Source organism: Microcoleus sp. N9_B4, assembly GCF_036701635.1.
Taxonomy (GTDB): Bacteria; Cyanobacteriota; Cyanobacteriia; order Cyanobacteriales; family Microcoleaceae; genus Microcoleus.
This window is the reverse complement of sequence record NZ_JAUBRC010000001.1, coordinates 1-18,833: the sequence shown is the minus strand read 5'-3', so window position 1 is coordinate 18,833 and position 18,833 is coordinate 1. Positions and strand designations below refer to the sequence as shown.

Below are 18,833 nucleotides of genomic sequence, written 5' to 3'. Positions count from 1 at the left end.
GTTGTCGGTTGTCAGTTGTCATCACTCAACGCCGTCATCACTCAACGCCGTCAACAGTCAACAGTCAACAGCCAACAGTCAACAGTCAACAGTTAACAGTCAACAGTCAACAGTCAACAATTCCCATTCCCAATTCCCAATGCCCCATAATAGACAATCTTGCCTGTGGAAAAACCTGTGGAAAAGTTGCCTTCCGTTTGTGGAAAACTTTACTCGATCGCCCGAAACAGTTTTTGCACAAAAATGGGCGATCGACCGCACCAGCTTTTCCACAAGTTTTCCACAGGTATTTATTACCTATAAGTGACGCCCAGCAAGCAGTTAGCCTTTTTTTCCACAGTTTCCACAGGGCGATCGATACAAAAATAGTTCAATAAATTAAAAAAACTGGCGATCCCTACACACCCTACACACATAGTTCGCGACGCGCGCTGACTTCAGAAACCCGGTTTCTAGCCCCATGCTTAAGCCCTACACACAGAAAAACCGACCCGCCGGCTTTCTGTGATACGATTTGTTTCTGTTTCAAATCCGGTTAATTAACCTTCCTACCATGAAATTGGTTTGCACCCAAAGTGACCTCAACGCCAACCTCTCGTTGGTAAGTCGGGCCGTTCCCTCCCGCCCGACACATCCGGTACTCGCCAACGTGCTCTTAGTAGCGGATGAGGAAAATCAGCGGGTTAGCTTGACAGCTTTCGATCTCAGTTTGGGCATTCGTACCAGCTTCGCAGCAGAAGTAACAGGCGGCGGCAGTTTTACAATACCCGCTAAATTGCTTAACGATATTGTTTCGAGACTCCCGGATGGAGAGATTACTTTAGAAGACGAAGCGGGGGACACCGTAGCATATCTCACTTGCAGTTCTGGCAGCTACCAAGTTAGAGGCATGGGCCCGGAAGAATTCCCAGAATTGCCCGCAATCGAAGCCGGAACAATCCTCAAATTGCCGCCGGAAGCCTTGATAGAAGGACTCAAAGGAACTTTATTTGCTACTAGCCCCGACGAGGCAAAACAGGTACTTGCAGGCGTGCATTTAAAGGTATTGCAAGATTGCCTGGAATTTGCAGCTACAGACGGCCACAGATTGGCAGTAGTTCAAACTGCCAATGAAAAGGCTGAAGGCGAAGAAGCCGCAGAAGAATTTGAGGTGACAGTCCCCGCTAAAGCATTGCGGGAAGTAGAAAGAATGTTGGTGATGCGGCAGTGGACTGAACCTGTAACCCTGCATTTTGAACACGGTCAAGTAGTGTTTGAATGGGCCGACCAGCGGCTGACCACTCGTACACTGGAAGGGCAATATCCCGCATATCGGCAGTTGATTCCGCCCTCCTTTGAGCGGCAAATTACCTTAGAAAGGCGATCGTTCTTAGCAGCAGTAGAAAGAATAGCCGTTTTTGCAGACCAAAAAAACAATATTCTCAAATGCAGCATCGACGAGGAGAGTCAGGAAATTACTTTGTCTGTAGATGCTAAAGATGTCGGCTGCGGCAAAGAGTCAATGCCGGCCCAGATTTCGGGAGATAGCATAGATATTGCTTTCAACGTGAAATACTTAATTGACATTTTGAAAACTGCTCAATCCCCAGAAATTCAACTGCAATTAAACGGTGCTTTAGCCCCCGTAATTTTCCAGCCTTTGGGCGGAGTTAATGCTACATTCTTGGTAATGCCTGTTCAGCTAAGAGCTTAAAAAGAGTCAGTAGTCATTAGTCAGTAGTCATTAGTCAGTAGTCAACAGTCAACAGTCAACAGTCAACAATCACCGATGCTGCAACCGAAATCGATCTAATTCATCTGCGTTAATCTGTGTTAATCTGCCCTCATCTGCGGTTAAAAAAAGAGAATTTCTCGACCGCAGATGACAAGGGATTGACGCTGATTCACGCAGAGGTCGAGAAGAGAGATAGGAATAATTCCGATGCTAATAGATTTGATATGACTTATTCCTTCAAATCAATGGCAACAAAATTTCAAATTCAGTACCAGTACCGGGCGTAGAATGCAAATTTAACTTGCCTTTATGCTTTTCTGTAACAATTTGATGGGTAATTGCCAACCCCAAACCGGTACCTTTCCCGGCCGGTTTGGTGGTGAAAAATGTCTCAAAAATCCGCCGCTGAATTTCTGGCGGAATTCCCGGCCCGTTATCGGCAATTCGGATGGCTATCCAAGCGTTATTTTGATTTTTTTCCGCTGCTTCTGGGCAGAAGTCGCCGTTTTGGCTGGCGGATGATAGCTGTTTTGCATTTTGTCGATCGCCCATAACATAATTTTGAATTAATTCCGAATTCACGCAGTCTCCGTCAGAACTGTCTATTACCTCGGTTTCAATAGTAATCACAGGCACAAAACCTTTTTCTGCTTGTTCCTCTTCCAAAGCGTCGATCGCATTGCTGATGATATTCATAAATACCTGACTCAACTGACCAGAGTAACACTTGAATAAAGGCAAATCACCATAGCTTTTAACTACTTTTATCCCGTACTTCAGACGGTTTTTCATAATTAGCAGCGTACTGTCAATACATTCGTGGATGTTAGCTTCTTTCAAATGGGTTTCGTCCATGTGAGAAAAGGTGTGCAGACTGGTGACGAGTTCGGTCAGCCTCTGTGATGAAACTTTCATACTTTTGAGAATTTCCCCCCAATCTTCTTGCAAAAAATCAAATTCTATGTGTTTTTTGAGTGCGCCGATTTTTTCGCTGTCACCCACAATGTGTTGGTAAGCAGACAGCAACTCCATGATGTCTTTCGAGTAGTTGGACAAAAAGCCGAGATTTCCGCTGATGCAGGTGAGGGGATTTCTAATTTCGTGGGCGACTCCAGCTACCATCTGCCCCAAACTGGCTAGTTTTTCGGTTTGAATTAGTTGAGATTGAGTTTGCTGCCTCAGCAATTTGGTCGCTAGTTCATGAATGTTAGATTGGGCTACTAACAGTTCGTGCACGTCTAGTAAACTATAAGTTTGAGGCGACACTTGAACTACAATCGGTTCGTAAAGCAGTTCTTTCGATCGCAACAGCGACTTCCTGGCTGCATCCACGATTAAAGTATTGCTGGGAAAAATTAAACTCTCAGTTTCGGCAAATCGGTACAAAGCCCTCACAGGTCGTTTTAAAAATAATTCTCGCCCAAAAGGACGGCTGATAAATTCTAAAAATCTCCGCCGGGAAATCATACCGGCAAATTCACCTCGATGGGTGACAATGACTCCCGGTAACAGCGGATTAGCTTCTAACATCTGAGAAATTCGCATTCCCCAATCCGTAGCTTCTACCTGAAAATCGTAAAGCGACAATTTTTGGAGAGTAGAGTCTAAACAAAGTTCTCCTAGGTCAGCCTGGGAGATGGGTTGGACTGGTCTTTCTACGCAGGAGGTATTCAACATAAATTTATCAGCACGCTTTGTTGGGGTTCTATTTGCCAGCAGACACTCAGCTATCAAAGGTCAGCAGGTGAGTTGCTGAGTGCTTTGACCTGCATCCCCCTGGCAAACTGCATTTTAAATTACACAAAAAACTGACTCTAGTAAATGGGATTTTACCACTTAAAGCATTAGGCAAGATTGAGTATCACCGAGATAAATGCGCCCTGGCAATTACACCTGACTTTATTTTATACTGACTTGAGCGGTATTAACGCTTGTTTCGACTATTTAACTATTCATTAATCTTAAGTGAACCTCTTAACCTTTTGTTAATAAGTTTTTGTACTGAGAAATATAATTGATTGACAATAGAATAAAATCGCAATTGCCCGATCGCCCACGCGATCCACTCCGTCAGGAGACAAGTTAAAAGCACAAATTGGAGCGATCGCGTCCCGGAGTTTTAGCTTGCTAAGCGCGATGGCGTCGGGCCCTCGCCCGTGCTACGGCATTGGAGGCTATGTTACCAAAGAACGGGGTTTAAAGCCCCGTCCTTATAGGACGGTTTTAATTTCTAAATTGTCCTAATTTTCTCAGATGTTGTGGTATAGTATAATACGAATAACACAGGAGAGAGAGGCATGAAAGCGCGGTATCAATACAGATTTTATCCTAGTACGGAACAAAAAATTAGCTTAGCTAAATTGTTTGGTTGTACTAGAGTAGTCTGGAATGATGCCCTAAGAATTTGCAAAAACTCTGCCAAAAAACCTAGCTGTGCAGACCTGCAAAAAATTGTAATAACTCAGGCAAAAAAGACTGAGGAGAGAGCATGGTTGGGAGAAGTGTCGGCGATTTGCCTGCAACAATCTGTCTCTGATTTGGAAACAGCTTTTAAGAATTTCTTTTATTCTTGTAAAGGAAAACGTAAAGGCAAAAAAGTCGGCTATCCAAAGTTCAAAAAAAAGACAAACAGCCAATCCGCAAAACTAACCACAAACGGTTTTTCCTTGAGGAATGATTATGTTTACCTTGCAAAGATTGGCAGAGTTAAGCTGATTTGGTCTAGGGAATTGCCAGACCATCCAAGCTCTTTAACTATAATCAAGGATTGTGCAGATCGGTATTTGATCAGCTTTGTAGTAGAGGATTATCCCGAAGAAGTCGAAGCTAAGAACCACAGCGTCGGCATTGATTTGGGCATTAAAACCTTCGCTGTAATGAGTGACGGGACTAAAGCGGTAAGCCCTGACTACAAAGTGTTAGATCGCAAAATTCGCAGATTACAGCGTAAACTTTCCCGTCAAAAACTCGACTCTAAACGGCGGAATAAAACCCGACTGCAAATAGCTAGACTGCACAACCGAATTGCTGACACTAGAAAAGATTTTTTGCACAAACTATCAACTAACTTGGCTAAGGATAATCAACTTGTCATTTTAGAAGATTTGAATGTAGCAGGAATGGTAAAAAATAGGAAGCTATCAAGGGCAATTAGTCAGCAAGGTTGGGGTGAGTTTAGGGCTTTGTGCGAGGGAAAATGTGGGAAGTATGGCAGAGAGTTCAAAGTAATTAGTCGCTGGGAACCTACCAGCCAAGTTTGCTCAGATTGCGGGTTTAAGTGGGGGAAAATAGACCTCTCTGTGCGTTCTATACTCTGCTTCAATTGCGGTATTAAGCAAGACAGAGATGAGAACGCCGCCAAAAATATAAATAAAGTCGGGATAGGGCATTGCCACGACTCTAAATGAACATGGAGACTGAGTAAAATTACTTCGGTAGTATCGGTCAATGAAGTGTTAAGAATCCCCGCGCTTTTAAGCCGGGGAGTATGTCAACCCATCTCTCCAATCCTTTACTGGCAATCCCCCGTAACGGTCAGTGGCACACCCGCCAGTGCGTCTTTTATAGGTTTGTAGCGAGACTAAAGTTCTCACTACAAACCTATTTTATAGCGATCTTTATCTTTATATAAAACAGTTAACCTCGCCCGCAATCTCCAAAATCAGCCTTGCAGTTGTTCTACAATCAACCATTGTTAACCGAAAGATCCATAAAATCGGCGACGGTTTGCAGAGTCAATTATTGATTGGCTGTAGGAGGCGGATATGAATAAAAATTCAGTCCAATTCAAACAACTTTAACCAGTCCAAATCATTCAAGGCATCAGCATTGATTAAATTAGAATGTCTACAAATTCCAGCAAAAAAAACCAAAAAAAATTAACTGGATCTTAACTTAGTGCTATGCTTTGGTATGATCGAAAGGGACTCAGCCAAATACGTGAAACTAAATACCAATTTACCAGCAGGCGATCGATGCAACCAGCCCTAACAAATCAGTTAAATAATGCTTTCACCCTGTTTCTCAGCTTGTTAGTAGAAGCAATACCTTTTCTGCTGCTGGGAGTTTTATTCTCAGGTTTGCTGCTGGGGTTTGTAGACGAACGCAAACTCGTATCGCGCATCCCGCGAAACCCACTGCTGGCGGCTTTGATGGGCAGTTCGATCGGCTTTTTGTTTCCCGTGTGCGAGTGCGGTAACGTGCCCGTAGCCCGCAGGTTACTGATGCAGGGAGTACCCGCACCAGCCGCGATCGGCTTTTTGCTCGCAGCCCCCACCATCAACCCCGTGGTAATTTGGGCTACTTGGACGGCATTTCGCGATCAGCCAGAAATTGTAGTTTTGCGGGTGGTATTTTCTCTGTCTATAGCCACAATTATCGGCTGGGTGTTCAGCGCCCAAAAAGACTTGCGGCCTCTGCTGCAACCCTCTGTAGCCCGCGCGATTCCCCTGCCAAAACCAGATTTTTCCGAAAAAGAAATCGTCCAAGCCAACACTCCGCTGCTGCTGCAGTCGGGAACATTTATGCTCGGTCAGCCGGGGGGGGCGGTGCCGATCGAATCTTTGCTACAAGACGACTGGAAGCGATTACAAACAGGCAAAACAGAAAAAACCTCGAAACGTTCCTCCATGTTCCACCGCGTTTCTAAAGAGCGTTTACGCCTGCTTTTAGATACTATGGTACAGGAGTTGCGCGAATTGGGAGGAGTGTTGGTAATCGGAAGTGCGATCGCAGCCATCATTCAAGTTGGCGCCCCCCGCGAACTAATTCTCAACCTAGGCCAAGGTCCCGTTTCCTCGATTATAGCCATGCTGATATTAGGCGCAGTCGTGTCAATTTGTTCTACAGTAGATGCCTTTTTTGCCCTGTCTTTTGCTTCCACATTTACCAGCGGTTCGCTGTTAGCATTTCTCGTTTTCGGCCCGATGATAGACCTCAAAGGCATCGGTTTAATGCTGTCAATTTTTAAAGGTAGATCCGTAGTTTACTTAATTGTCTTGGCAGCTCAGTTAACCTTTTTAATGACCCTCGCTGTCAACTTGCATTTAGGTTAATAAATTAGATCTATCAGACCACTAATACCATTTTCGATTTTCAATGACCTTGCTCCACGACACGGAAGTCACGGATATACGGATAAGTATTTTTTTCTTATCCCTCTTCCCTGTTCCCTCTTGTTTCCCAATCACTATTAAAAAATGAATCTTAAAAAAATTAGCCCTTGGCTGGACGCCCTAGCTATCTTAGCCTGGGGAATACTGCTTCTTAAATATTGGATCACCGGCAAGTTAAGCATTCTCATTCATCCCAATTACTTTGGCTTGACTCTAGCAGGAGGAATCGGCTTAATGGTTATTGGCGGTTTAAAAACTTGGGAACTCGTAAAACTCGATCGCACCACCAAGCAATCGCGGACATCACCAGCAAATAACTCTCTCAGAATCACAGAAGTTGAACACGTTACTTTGTTTCCCCCCAGTATCGGCAGCACCTTAATGTTGAGCGTCGCATTAATAGGTTTACTAACAACGCCACGCACATTTACCAGCCAGACAGCATTAGAACGAGGCCTCACCGAATCCCTGCCCATCACCAGACTGCAACCCCAAGAATTTCGCAATACTACAAAACCCGAACTGCGATCGCTCGTCGAATGGGTGCGACTGTTAAATTTCAACCCCGAACCCGATACATACAGAGGTCAAAAAGTCAAAGTTCAAGGATTTGTAATTCATCCCCCTAACCTAGCAGAACAATATATGTGGATCGGGCGTTTTATCATTACCTGCTGCGCGGCAGACGCCTATCCGATCGGGTTGCCAGTAAAATTACTGATCGGTCAAAGCCGCACCGCCTTTGCCCCAGACAGTTGGCTAGAAATAGAAGGAGAAACGATCGTAGAAGAACTGCAAGGCAAGCGCAAATTAATCATTCAAGCATCCTCCCTCAAACCAATTTCCGAACCAAAAAACCCTTATGATTATTAGATGGGGAGTAAGTATGAGATTCAATTTTATCTTTATTGCGAAATGGACAGTCCAGACCAAACCTTCGTATAGAGATGAAGATACGGTAAAGTCAGCTATAAAAGTGCCAGCAGCCTCCTGTAGGAGTTGCAAATAACAAATTGAGCAACTACACTCGTAATTAGGAAATAAATTCTGAGTATATGTCATCAGAAAAAAAATTAGCTATCAAAGGTGCTGCCTGGACGATCGCCAGCTATGGAAGCAGTCAAATTATCCGATTTGGCAGTAACTTAATCCTGACGCGTCTACTTTTGCCCGAATTATTTGGTCTAATGGGTCTAGCCTACGTTTTTATCGCAGGGATTAACTTATTTACAGACATAGGTCTGGGCCCAAGCATAATCCAGAATAAGCGCGGGGAAGATCCTCAATTTCTGAACACCGCTTGGACACTGCAAGTTATTCGCAGCTTTTTCGTTTGGATTTGTTTAGTTATAATTACCCAGCCCGTTGCGAATTTTTATGAAGATCCCCGTCTTCTGTGGTTGGTTCCCATAATAGGTATAAATTCCCTAATAGGAGGGTTTAAATCGACTTCCGTATCCACCCTCGAACGCAAAATGAGCGTTAAGGAAGTAGTAATTTTTGAGTTGGGCATACAGATTGTTTCTACAACAGTGATGATTGTCTGGGCCTGGTTCGATCGCAGCATCTGGGCGATCATCGTCGGTGGCTTTACTGGAGCTTTAATGGAGCTAGTATGGAGCCATTTTTTGATTCCCGGCAAGTCAAACCGCTTTGCTTGGGATAAAGAAGCAGCTAAAGAAATATTTTCTTATGGGAAATGGATATTTTTGTCTACGGCTTTGTTTTTCTTGTGTTCTCAAGCCGATCGACTTATCCTCGGGAAAATATTTACTTTAACAATGTTGGGCATTTACGGCATCGCTTTTACCCTGGGGGATATGCCACGCCAAGTCATCCTCGCCATTAGCGGGAGGGTGATTTTTCCCTCGATTTCTATGCTGGCAGAGTTGCCACGGCAGGAGTTGCGCGCCAAGATACTCAAGAACCGCAAGCTAATTTTAATACCATTAGCCATAGGTTTAGCAATTTTTGTGAGCTTTGGAGATCAGTTAATTTTAATACTGTATCGGAAAGAGTATGAGGCGGCATCTTGGATGATGCCAATCTTGGCGTTAGGTATCTGGCACACCACCCTCCACAATATAATGGGTTCTTGTCTCTTAGCGGTAGGAAAGTCTCAGTACCCAGCTATGGGCAATCTGCTGACTTTTGTGAATCTATGTATAAGTATACCGCTGGGATACCACTTAAAAGGTAATTTAGGTGCCGTGATTGCTGTAGCTCTCGGCGACATTCCTACCTATGCAGTAACTAACTACGGTTTGTGGAAAGAAGGACTAACTTGTTTTTGGCAGGATATTCAATTAACAGGGCTGTTTGTAGGGGTGCTGGTCACTCTAGTTTGGTGTAGAGTCGCTTTTGGTTTGGGGCTGCCGATCGATAAAATTTCACCGATGGATTTAGTTCCAATCAATCAACTGTTTCAGTAAACAAAAAGGAGATTCTCTATATGTCAGCGGAACACAATACAAGAAGAAAAGTAATGCACTTTATCTTTTTACAAATGGCTCTGTTACAAGAAATATCGCGAGTGGCCACGAGGTATACTAAACTGATGTTTTTTTATCAAAGAAATCGCATTATAAATTTATTCCAAGAAAACGAACAGCGAGAAAAAGAACGCCCCAAAGTCTTTGCCGCTGTCGCTCACATTACATCAGTTGAAGAATCTAACAATCCAGAAAAAGGCGCAGCAAAAATAGAGAGACTCAGGCACACAATTGATGGACTGTTAACGAGTTTTGCTCATTGTGACCTGACAATTACTATCCAAACTCTACCGAACAGGCACGTTACAGCCTACTTACCTGAATATCAAATTAAGTGCATTCAGATACAAGAAGGCCCTGAATGCGACCCCATGTTTGTAGGGTTTAGACTTCAGGAAGAATTTGTCGAAAGAGTAGAAAAATTTGACTGGTTTTTATTCATAGAAGATGACATTGTTTTGTACGATGCTTTCGTTCTAGAAAAATTAGAAAATTTTAACCGACAAAGCGGGTATGAGAATGCTATTCTTTACCCAAATCGTTTTGAAATGTATCAAGGAACCAAGAGATACATTGATTTGACCATAGAGCCACCAGTATCCTGGAATCAGCTATCTAGTGTAGAAATAGAAAGTGTAAAATTTGCTGAATCTAGCCATACTCATTCAGCATTTTACTGCTTGTCAAAAAGCCAGATGAAACACTGGATAAAATCAGGTCGCATCTTCAAAAATCAAGTAGTGAATGTCGGGCCTTTAGAGAGTGCAGCAACTTTTTGTATTTTGGAATGTTTCTCGATATATAAGCCTCATCCGTCAAACTTAAACTATTTTGAGGTCAGGCATTACGATAGCAAATATTCTAAGCTATATCCCGAACCGGAATCTCCGTATACACTATCAGCGGTTAATAATAATTCCCACACACCAATCGTCAAGGATTCGTGAAAGGGATAGAAGTAGTGGTCATGATTCTTAGTAGGATGGGTAGAGCGCAAGCGTTACCCCTCAACCTATTAAAGAATTAGCGATTTGAGGTTTGAGATTAAATTAAAAATCTAAAATCTCAAACAATGCTGGACGCAACTGGTACAATGGTAGGGTGCTCTACTTTCCTCAAAGCCTCTCTAGATCGAGCAATTTTTAGCTCTGAGGCATCCTAAAAAGTAAAATCTATAATTTCACATCTCCACTCGGTTGATACTGTTGGAAGTGCCGCATACTCCACGGATTTAAGCTTGTGAGTTTAATTCAGTCCTGAAAGTACCAACACTTTCAGAAGCCGAGTTTTTTACCAACATACGTCGTTGCAGTCCTTTTCGCTGGTAAAAAAAAACCTGTTTCAGAGGGTCGGGAGTACGCCCAAGACGGTAAAATTTAAGAGGGAAAATTTGGCAGTTAATTTTCAGCAGAAAGTAGGAGAGAAAGATTTGTGAGTATTTTTAAGAAAAAAATTAATCCTTCACCCTTCGCTATTCTGCCATTCAAACAGCCGATCGACCGCACGGCCATCTTCCTCATGCTAGTGCTGAGCGTCTTAATCGGACTGCTGCTGCTGAGCGGCGATCGCACAGCACCCAGAGTGCGAGAATTTACTTGGGAAAACAAACAAATCGGCGCCGAAGATACCGGCTTTATCCTCACATTCTTTCGGCCGATGAACCAGTCCACCGTCGAGGAAAACTTAAAGCTAGAACCCCCCCTCCCCGGTAAATTTAGTTGGGCTGGAAGGCGCATGGCTTACACCCTCAAAGATCCAGCACCCTACGGCGTTACCTACACAGTCAAACTCGCCGGAGCAACCGATAAGTATTTCGGAGAAAAAAACCAAAATAAAGGAACGCCAATGCAACCGTTTAGCAGTTCCTTTCGCAGCCGCGATCGAGCTTTTGCTTACATCGGTGTCCAAGGCGAAACAGAAAGCAGATTAATGCTAGTCAATCTCAGCAGCAACGACTCAAAACCGATACCCCTAACTCCCAAAGATTTGGTTGTCACCGATTTTAAACCGTATCCCGACAGCGATCGCATTTTATTCTCCGCCACAGATCGATCGATCGCCCGTACTCGTGGCACTCTAAATCAAGAACTATTCACAGTCACCACCGGTCTCAACCCCCAATCGGACTCAGGAACGCAACAAAAATACCCAGCCGGTAGAATCGACAAAATCTTAGACTCCAAAGATTACCAAAACCTCAAATTCGACCTCTCAGCCGACGGAAAAATCATAGTTGTCCAGCGCGTCAACCGCCGCAATCCCGGCGATTTCAGTCCTTGGATTGTGGAAGAAAAACAGGCGCCCAGACCCTTGGAAAATGAACAAGGCGGAGATTTTATGATTCGCCCCGACAGCAAATCGATGGTAATATCTCAAAAACAAGGATTGGCGATCGTCCCCCTCAAACCCGAAGCAGACCCAGTAGAATTTTTGCCAAAATACGAACAAGTATTGGGCATGGCCCGCGACAACTCTGCCGCCGCCTATGTTAAATACAACAGCGATTTTACTCGATCGCTTTTCATCTTAGATAACCAAGGTGTAGAACAAGAAATATTGCGTATTCCCGGCAGCATTATGGCCGTTTATTTCGACCCCCGCAAAAACCAAGACAACCAAGTTCAGCGTCTCTACTGTTTGTTAGCCCAACGCCTCAAAACAGAAAGCTACAAAGAACAGCCTTTCATAGCCACCATCGACCTCAAAAAAGAGGGTACTCGTTTGGTAGGAACCATCAAACCGCTGCTGATTTTGCCCAACCAATTAGATACCCAAATCAGTTTATCTCCCGACGGGCTAGCATTAATTTTCGACCAATCAGTCACAGCAGCAACTCCCTCAGCAGCAGACAGTCCCCGCAACGATAGTGGACAGTCGATCGCCACCAGCCGCCTCTGGCTGCTACCCTTAGTAGAAATACCAGCAGACGGTTCTCTCCCAAAACTACAGCCAGAAGAACTTCCCTTTGCCGGCTATCACCCCCGCTGGCTCCCATAAATCAATTTGAGATTTGAGAGCGCACTCCTGACTAATGACTGGTGACTAATCTAAAATCTAAAATCTAAAATCATTATGACTCCCGAAGAAATTAGCAATACCCTTAAAGACTTATTTGGTGACAGTGTTGAGATGCCGGCTGCCACTTCTTGGCAAGTAGAAACCCCCAATTTTCGCCTGTTAGTCCTCCTTTCAGAAGAGGGAAGTTGGCTGCGGATTTTGCTGCCGATCGCCGATGCCCAGGAAGCTCAACCATTTCTTGATAAACTGCTAGAAGCTAACTTTGACACCACCCTCGAAACTCGCTACGCCTTACATCAAAACGTTTTGTGGGGAGTATTTCAGCACAGTTGTGCCACACTTGCGGCCGCCGATTTCTCAGCCGCCGTCGCCAGACTGCTGGCTTTGCAAGAGCGAGGTTTGTCTGACTTTTTCGGCGGTTTGATAGAAAGCCGCATCCGTCAAATCATCAAAGCTGCGAAGATGCAGGGACAGTCTGTCGAAACTACCCTTCAGACTTTAGACCGTTTCTACGCAGAGGGATTGATGGGTGAAATGGAACTAGGGCGAGAGTCTAGCGAAAAAACTCTCGCCGCTTGGCGGTATCAGCTAGAACGCCTTTGGCCGGAGGTGGAACCCTAAGACGATTGCAGATTGCAGATTGCAGATTGCAGATTGCAAAAAACTGATGAGTATCGAGGTTCGGAAGTTGCCTAAAGTTGCATTTCTTTGTAGTGGTATAGGAACTGTGATCGACGGTTAGGATGTTCTTAATTGCACAAACCCTTGGGGAACATTGCTTCTGACTTCTCTTCTAGATAACTCAAGCCTTCCATCCGTTACATTCGGTTACATCCCAAAACAGCGAATCCCTGGCCGAACTTCCTTCTGCTGTACAAGCAGCAGATTTTGGCCTGGGCCCTAGTCTTGACAGTTGGAGCCTGCAGCTTCCTGGACGATGGCTAATCCCGGTCCTCGAACCCTCGAAGGACGCCCGTATATTCACTGATAACCCGCGAGCGGTTCTCCAATTCCCTTCTATCACGGGAAAAATGGTATAACTTATCACAATAATTCGTTATAAGTATTAAAAATTTTCGGAAAACACGCGCTCGCAGGTATATCATGGTAAAAAGTTTAAAGCGCCTACTCCGTAAGTTCCACAAAAGCTTAGATCGTTTAATATTAACTTAGAAACAAAATCTTTAGCAGACAATGCTGCTGCGATTGGGTTTTCCCATCGGGTGCTGTTGTAATTTCACAAATTAGCAACTACCCGCTACCAATTACCCGTTACGAATTAATAGCAACTTAAGTTGTTCATGAATACAATTTTTAACAGGGGTTTCATCTATGTTTGCTGTGCGTGAGACTAGCTCGGAGTTATCAGTGTTGCATATACCTGAATTTTGTACTTGGAACATCTCCTTAGAATCAACTCTCCTAGACCTGCCACTCTCCAACTGCCAAATTGAATTAACTCAACAGGCAAAAGAAGTAGCCAAGGCTTTTGAAGAAAATTCTATGCTTCCCGGCGTCATTTTGACAGATGGTGGTAATTTTGTCGGCATCATATCCAGGCGTCTATTTTTTGAAAAAGTTAACTGCCGCTACGGAGTAGAAATGTTTTTCAAGCGACCAATAGAGGTACTGTACAAGTTTGCCAAGCCAGAGGAACTCGTACTTCCCGCCAGTAAATTAATAGTAGAAGCCGCCCAGGAATGTCTTTACAGATCAGCAGAATTAATTTACGAACCCGTAGTAGTGGAAATAGCCCCCCAGACCTACAAGCTGTTAGACGTACACCAATTAATGGTCGCTCAATCAAGAATTCACCAATTAACAAATAAGTTACTCCACAAACAAACCCAAGCCAAACTCATCCAAACAGAAAAAATGGCGAGTTTGGGGAGGATTGTAGCAGAAGTAGCCCACGAAATCAGAAATCCGCTCAACTGTATTTGGGGAAATTTAACTTTTCTGCTGTCCTATTTTGAAAACTTGCTTCAGCTAATGTCGGTTTATGAAGAAGAATATTCGGCACCCTGTCCCCGAATTGATGCCCTTAAAAAAGAAATTGAATTTGATTTTTTACAAGAAGATTTACCGATCACCTTAGAAGGGATGGAGTTGGGAGCATCGCAATTGCTAAAAATAGTTAACGGGCTGCACCACTTCTCTCACATGGACGAGACAAAACCAGCAGAGACAGACATTCACGAATGCTTGGAGATGACGCTGTTAATTTTGAAAAACCGCTTTAAAAACAGCATAGAAGTGGTTAAAAATTACGGCAAACTGCCGCTAGTTAGCGGCTACTCCGGTCAGTTGAGTCAGGTGTTTTTGAATTTGTTAGTTAATGCTCTAGACGCGCTGACAGAGTACGCAGCCGATCGAGAAATAAAGACCCAGTGCTCGGACAACTGGCAGCCCCAAATCGAAATTACCACTAAAGTTATAGAAACCGAACACGGCAAGCGGGCCGCAATTTGCATTGCCGATAACGGGCCGGGCATTGCCCCAGAAAATCAGCAGCAGATATTTGACACCTTTTTTACCACTAAACCAGCAGGCAAAGGCAGCGGTATGGGGCTGGCTATCTGCCATCAAATCGTCACAGAAAAGCACGGCGGCCAAATGAAATTGCGATCGCAACCAGGTAAGAATACTGAATTTGAAATTCTCCTGCCTATAGTTGGCACAACATGATTAACTTAAGAATATTCTCGGTTGTTCGCTCCTGCGGTGAAATGATAGGGTAGCCTTAGTAGTAGGTTCTCATTTCACTTTCCCAGCGTTTCGGCAACTAAAAGTTCTAGTGGCAAATAAATTCAGTTCCAAACTCCTTGGCCCTTCACTCTCCGAAGGCAGCCATCAAGACCTTTCCCTAGAGTCTACCCTCTGGGATTTGCCCCTGTATGACTTTCAGGTTAAATCGAGCTGCTTGGCGGTGGCAGTTGCCGAAATGTTTGAACAGCACCCCCTAGTGCCGGGAGTCGTCTTGATGGAAGCAGGAGAGTTTGCTGGCATGATATCGCGCAGGCAACTGCTGGAATATTTGCTCAAACCCCAAGGCCCTGAGCTCTTTTTGCACCTGCCGCTGAAAGTTTTCTACAGTTACGCTCGCGTCGAAATATTATTAGTTGCAGAGAGTACAACTATTTTGGCAGCAGCCCCACAAGCTCTGCGTCGATCGCCCGAATTGCAGTCAGAACCAATCGTCGTCCAAATAGACTCCCAATCTTATCGCCTCTTAGACCCTCACGCGCTAAACATCGCCTACTGGCAAATTCGTGGCATCGAAACTCAAGTCCGCTACGAAAGAGCCCAAACTCAAATGATTCAAAGCGAAAAAATGGCTAGTTTAGGGCGTTTAGTCAACGGAGTAGCCCACGAAATTTTAGATCCCGTAGGCTTTATTTGGGGGAATTTAACCTACGTCAGCGACTACAGCAAAAACTTGATGGAATTGCTCTCAGTTTACGACGCATACTGTACTGATCCCCCGCCGGAAATAGCAAGGCTCAAGGAAGAGATCGACTATGACTTTTTGCAAAACGATTTTCTCCGAACTGTTGCCAGCATTAAATCGGGAGCAGAACGTTTGAGCAAGTTGGCAACCAGTTTGCAAAACTTCTGCCACATCGACGATATTTATCCCAAACCCACCGACTTGCACGCCAACATAGACAGCATACTTTTGCTGCTCAAAAGTCGTTTGACCAGGGAAATCCAAGTAGTGAAAAACTACGGCTACCTGCCACCAGTGCCGTGCTATGCAGGACAGCTAAACCAAGTATTTATGAATATCTTGACCAATGCTATTCATACATTAATTAATGAAGCAGTCGGTCAAGAATTGGCGAAAGAGTTCAAAGGTGGAGGAGTCAGAGACGCCGATCGCCAGCCTAAAATTGAAATCACAACTCAAGTCTGCTGTCCCGAACCTGCGCCGGATTTAGACAAACTTCATGTTCGCTGGGTTTCGATTTGCATATCAGATAACGGGCCCGGAATGTCACCTAGCAAGTACAAAAAAATCATAGAATCATTCTCTACGGAAAAACGCGCCCTCAAAGAAACCAGTTTAGCAGTTAGCTATCAAATTGTGACGGGCAAACACGGCGGTGCGTTCAGAATGCGATCGGAATTAGGCAGCGGCACTGAATTTGAAATTTTGTTACCCTTAGCTTAAAGAAGGAAAGCACTACACGGATTTTGACACGGATACACGGATGAATTATCTAGGGTGAGGCAGTAGTCAACAGTCAACAGTCAACCGTCAACAGTCAACCGTCAACAGTCAACCATTATCTAATTGACTGCCGCACATTTTACAAAATCTAGCATTAGCATCGTGTACAGACCAACCGCAACCTTGACAAACAGCTTTTCCGTGATTAGCACTTTTAACTAAGTGTTTAATCAAATCCCCCAATTGCCAAGGAATCAGAGCAATTCCCGTCAAAATCATCAAAATAGTCAGAAAACGGCCGGATTCCGAAATCGGAGTAACATCGCCAAATCCCACCGTGGTCATGGTGACAACCGAGAAATAAACAGCATCCAAAAAAGTTCCAAAACTTTCGGGATTTGCCGGATGTTCGACTTGATAAATCAAACCAGAATAAACAAAAATTATTGCCAGCAAAGTAAACAAAATCCGAGCAAAAATCGCCCCATCTTCGCTGCTGATGCGGAAAATAGAAATTTTCAATTCCAGAAAACGGATGAGTCGGAGAATTCTAAACCAGCGAAAAATGCGGATAAAACTAACGTTGACAAATCCCAGTAAAAATGGTAATATTGCCAGCAAATCAATAATTGAAAAAAAACTAAAAATAAATTTAACTCGATTTTCGGCACACCATAGTCGCAATAAATACTCAAACACAAAAACAACTAAAAGCGCTGTATCGAGAGTTTGCAAATTAATTCTAACAGTTTCCGAAATCGGGTAAGTTTCGGCGATGAAGCTGGTCGAAGATAAAAGAATGAGTCCGGTAAGAGTTAAATTGACGGTTCTGCCAATTGGGGTTTCGATGTCTTCGAGATAAAATCCAATTTGCGATCGGGTTAACATAGATGAGAGAATTAATACCATTTATGAGGTAAGGGAATTATCGCACATGAGTATCGAATTAACTAAGGGTGAAAGGTTCAATCTTTCTAAAGAAACTCCTAATTTTAGTAAAATTGCGATCGCCCTGGGTTGGCAAGTCAGCCAGACAGCACAAAACTGCGACATCGACGCATCTGTTTTTATGTTAGCGGCGGACGATCGCATTCCTGATGAAAAGTATTTTGTATTTTACAACAATCTGACATCGCCGGACGGTTCGGTGCGACATTCGGGAGACAGCAGGAATGGACAAATTGAAGGAGATGATGAGACGGTTTATCTGGATTTGAGCAAAATCAATGCGGCGATTCAGGAAATAGTGTTTGTTGTGACTATTCACGACGGACAGGAAAAAAATCAAAGTTTTAGTCAAGTTGAAAATGCTTTTATCCGGCTTTACAATTCAGAGAATCTTAGCGAATTGGTTCGGTACAATTTAAATCAGATATTTTCCCAAGAAACGGCTTTAGAATTTGGACGCTTGTATAAGAAGAATGGCGAATGGAGATTTCAGGCCGTAGGACAGGGATATAATGCTGGGTTGCAAAGTTTTGTAGATAAGTATTACGTTGAGAATGCGGTTGAGAAAAGCTCGAATGCTGGTGGGAAGGTTGATGATGCTGAGGTTGTGAGGCGGTTTAGCGATCGGGTGGATCGGTTATTGCGCGAAGAGGCGATCGGGGAGACACCGATTCCAGTATCTAGCAAAGCGGTAAAACAGCCAGTTGCTACTCCTGTAAATGCGGATACTGTGGAATCCGATGCTGACAAAATAGGTGATGATTCTAGTCAAAAAAGTCAAGAAGCCGCTGTTACTGCTGAGGAATTTTGGAAACGGTATAAAGACGGAGAACGCGACTTTACAGGGATTAACCTAGCGGGAGTGGATCTAAGTGGCAAAACTCTCGACTCTAATGTCAGTTTAAGTCAAGCAAACCTAAGCAGTGCCAATCTAGCAAATGCCAAATTGACTGGGGTAAATTTGATTGGAGCTAACTTGCAAGGCGCGAACTTGAACTCAACAAACTTGCAAAACGCTGATTTGATTGAAGTTAATTTAAGTGGAGCTAACTTAACCAAGGCAATATTGTATTCTGCAAGACTAATTCAGGCTAATTTTAGTCAAGCAAACTTAAGCGAAGCAAAGCTAGATAGCGCAAACCTGACTACAGCAAACCTCAGTAGAGCTAACTTAACTCAAGCAAGTCTAGCTAGTTCTAACCTGACAGGAGCTGATTTAAGCCAATCGAAGGTAACTAAAGTCAACCTTAGTGGTGCAAATCTTAGTGGTGTTAACTTAACAGGGGTAAGTTTGACCTGACAGGTGTAGGTTTTTTACAACTAGGAGGAGTTACAAGTATAGAAGGCATCTACAGGAGTGTGAGGGAAGGAGA

Annotated in this window: 14 protein-coding genes; 12 read left to right on the top strand and 2 right to left on the bottom strand. The window is 43.9% G+C overall.

Annotation, left to right across the window (positions count from 1 at the left end; all coding sequences use genetic code 11):
• Positions 1 to 8: 8 nt before the first annotated feature.
• Positions 9 to 377, top strand: a complete 369-nt coding sequence (locus tag QUA43_RS00070; protein WP_333369950.1) for a hypothetical protein — start codon at positions 9 to 11, stop codon at positions 375 to 377.
• 176 nt (positions 378 to 553) lie between these two features.
• Complete coding sequence (gene dnaN / locus QUA43_RS00065; protein WP_333369949.1) at positions 554 to 1,693, top strand: DNA polymerase III subunit beta; 1,140 nt, start codon at positions 554 to 556, stop codon at positions 1,691 to 1,693.
• Positions 1,694 to 1,951: 258 nt separating this feature from the next.
• On the opposite strand, the gene QUA43_RS00060 is transcribed toward dnaN, so the two are convergent.
• Positions 1,952 to 3,391, bottom strand: coding sequence for an ATP-binding protein (locus QUA43_RS00060; RefSeq protein WP_333369947.1), 1,440 nt, complete (start codon positions 3,389 to 3,391; stop codon positions 1,952 to 1,954).
• Between the two features lie 620 nt (positions 3,392 to 4,011).
• Between QUA43_RS00060 and QUA43_RS00055 the strand changes: the two genes are divergently transcribed.
• The 9 genes from QUA43_RS00055 (at position 4,012) to QUA43_RS00015 (ending at position 16,512) form a co-directional block, all read left to right on the top strand.
• Entirely contained in the window at positions 4,012 to 5,121 is a 1,110-nt protein-coding gene (locus QUA43_RS00055) for a transposase (protein ID WP_333369945.1), read from the top strand.
• Between the two features lie 567 nt (positions 5,122 to 5,688).
• Positions 5,689 to 6,768, top strand: a complete 1,080-nt coding sequence (locus QUA43_RS00050) for a permease (RefSeq protein ID WP_333369943.1) — start codon at positions 5,689 to 5,691, stop codon at positions 6,766 to 6,768.
• Positions 6,769 to 6,912: 144 nt separating this feature from the next.
• Positions 6,913 to 7,701: a TIGR03943 family putative permease subunit gene (locus tag QUA43_RS00045; protein WP_333369941.1), complete on the top strand. Its 789-nt coding sequence runs from the start codon at positions 6,913 to 6,915 to the stop codon at positions 7,699 to 7,701.
• 182 nt (positions 7,702 to 7,883) lie between these two features.
• On the top strand, positions 7,884 to 9,260 hold the full coding sequence (locus QUA43_RS00040; protein ID WP_333369939.1) for an oligosaccharide flippase family protein: 1,377 nt from the start codon (positions 7,884 to 7,886) through the stop codon (positions 9,258 to 9,260).
• Positions 9,261 to 9,280: 20 nt separating this feature from the next.
• A complete protein-coding gene (locus tag QUA43_RS00035; RefSeq protein ID WP_333369937.1) occupies positions 9,281 to 10,267 on the top strand; it encodes a hypothetical protein in 987 nt (328 codons plus the stop codon).
• Between the two features lie 484 nt (positions 10,268 to 10,751).
• On the top strand, positions 10,752 to 12,317 hold the full coding sequence (locus QUA43_RS00030; protein WP_333369935.1) for a hypothetical protein: 1,566 nt from the start codon (positions 10,752 to 10,754) through the stop codon (positions 12,315 to 12,317).
• Between the two features lie 75 nt (positions 12,318 to 12,392).
• Positions 12,393 to 12,959, top strand: a complete 567-nt coding sequence (locus QUA43_RS00025; protein ID WP_333369933.1) for a hypothetical protein — start codon at positions 12,393 to 12,395, stop codon at positions 12,957 to 12,959.
• 711 nt (positions 12,960 to 13,670) lie between these two features.
• Complete coding sequence (locus tag QUA43_RS00020) at positions 13,671 to 15,026, top strand: ATP-binding protein (RefSeq protein ID WP_333369931.1); 1,356 nt, start codon at positions 13,671 to 13,673, stop codon at positions 15,024 to 15,026.
• A gap of 109 nt (positions 15,027 to 15,135) precedes the next feature.
• Complete coding sequence (locus tag QUA43_RS00015) at positions 15,136 to 16,512, top strand: HAMP domain-containing sensor histidine kinase (protein ID WP_333369929.1); 1,377 nt, start codon at positions 15,136 to 15,138, stop codon at positions 16,510 to 16,512.
• A 108-nt stretch (positions 16,513 to 16,620) separates the two neighbouring features.
• Here QUA43_RS00015 and QUA43_RS00010 read toward each other — a convergent pair whose 3' ends face one another.
• A complete protein-coding gene (locus QUA43_RS00010) occupies positions 16,621 to 17,421 on the bottom strand; it encodes an ion transporter (protein WP_333369928.1) in 801 nt (266 codons plus the stop codon).
• Between the two features lie 25 nt (positions 17,422 to 17,446).
• On the opposite strand from QUA43_RS00010, the gene QUA43_RS00005 reads away from it, so the two are divergent.
• On the top strand, positions 17,447 to 18,760 hold the full coding sequence (locus QUA43_RS00005) for a TerD family protein (protein WP_333369926.1): 1,314 nt from the start codon (positions 17,447 to 17,449) through the stop codon (positions 18,758 to 18,760).
• Positions 18,761 to 18,833 lie beyond the last annotated feature (73 nt).

What these genes read in the sequence shown, in the direction of transcription:
- QUA43_RS00040 (WP_333369939.1), top strand. Translation starts at nt 7,884, where the DNA reads ATGTCATCAGAAAAAAAATTAGCTATCAAAGGTGCTGCCTGGACGATC.
- QUA43_RS00050 (WP_333369943.1), top strand. Translation starts at nt 5,689, where the DNA reads ATGCAACCAGCCCTAACAAATCAGTTAAATAATGCTTTCACCCTGTTT.
- dnaN (WP_333369949.1), top strand. Translation starts at nt 554, where the DNA reads ATGAAATTGGTTTGCACCCAAAGTGACCTCAACGCCAACCTCTCGTTG.
- QUA43_RS00025 (WP_333369933.1), top strand. Translation starts at nt 12,393, where the DNA reads ATGACTCCCGAAGAAATTAGCAATACCCTTAAAGACTTATTTGGTGAC.
- QUA43_RS00055 (WP_333369945.1), top strand. Translation starts at nt 4,012, where the DNA reads ATGAAAGCGCGGTATCAATACAGATTTTATCCTAGTACGGAACAAAAA.
- QUA43_RS00035 (WP_333369937.1), top strand. Translation starts at nt 9,281, where the DNA reads ATGTCAGCGGAACACAATACAAGAAGAAAAGTAATGCACTTTATCTTT.
- QUA43_RS00020 (WP_333369931.1), top strand. Translation starts at nt 13,671, where the DNA reads ATGTTTGCTGTGCGTGAGACTAGCTCGGAGTTATCAGTGTTGCATATA.
- QUA43_RS00045 (WP_333369941.1), top strand. Translation starts at nt 6,913, where the DNA reads ATGAATCTTAAAAAAATTAGCCCTTGGCTGGACGCCCTAGCTATCTTA.
- QUA43_RS00005 (WP_333369926.1), top strand. Translation starts at nt 17,447, where the DNA reads ATGAGTATCGAATTAACTAAGGGTGAAAGGTTCAATCTTTCTAAAGAA.
- QUA43_RS00010 (WP_333369928.1), bottom strand. Translation starts at nt 17,421, where the DNA reads ATGGTATTAATTCTCTCATCTATGTTAACCCGATCGCAAATTGGATTT.
- QUA43_RS00060 (WP_333369947.1), bottom strand. Translation starts at nt 3,391, where the DNA reads ATGTTGAATACCTCCTGCGTAGAAAGACCAGTCCAACCCATCTCCCAG.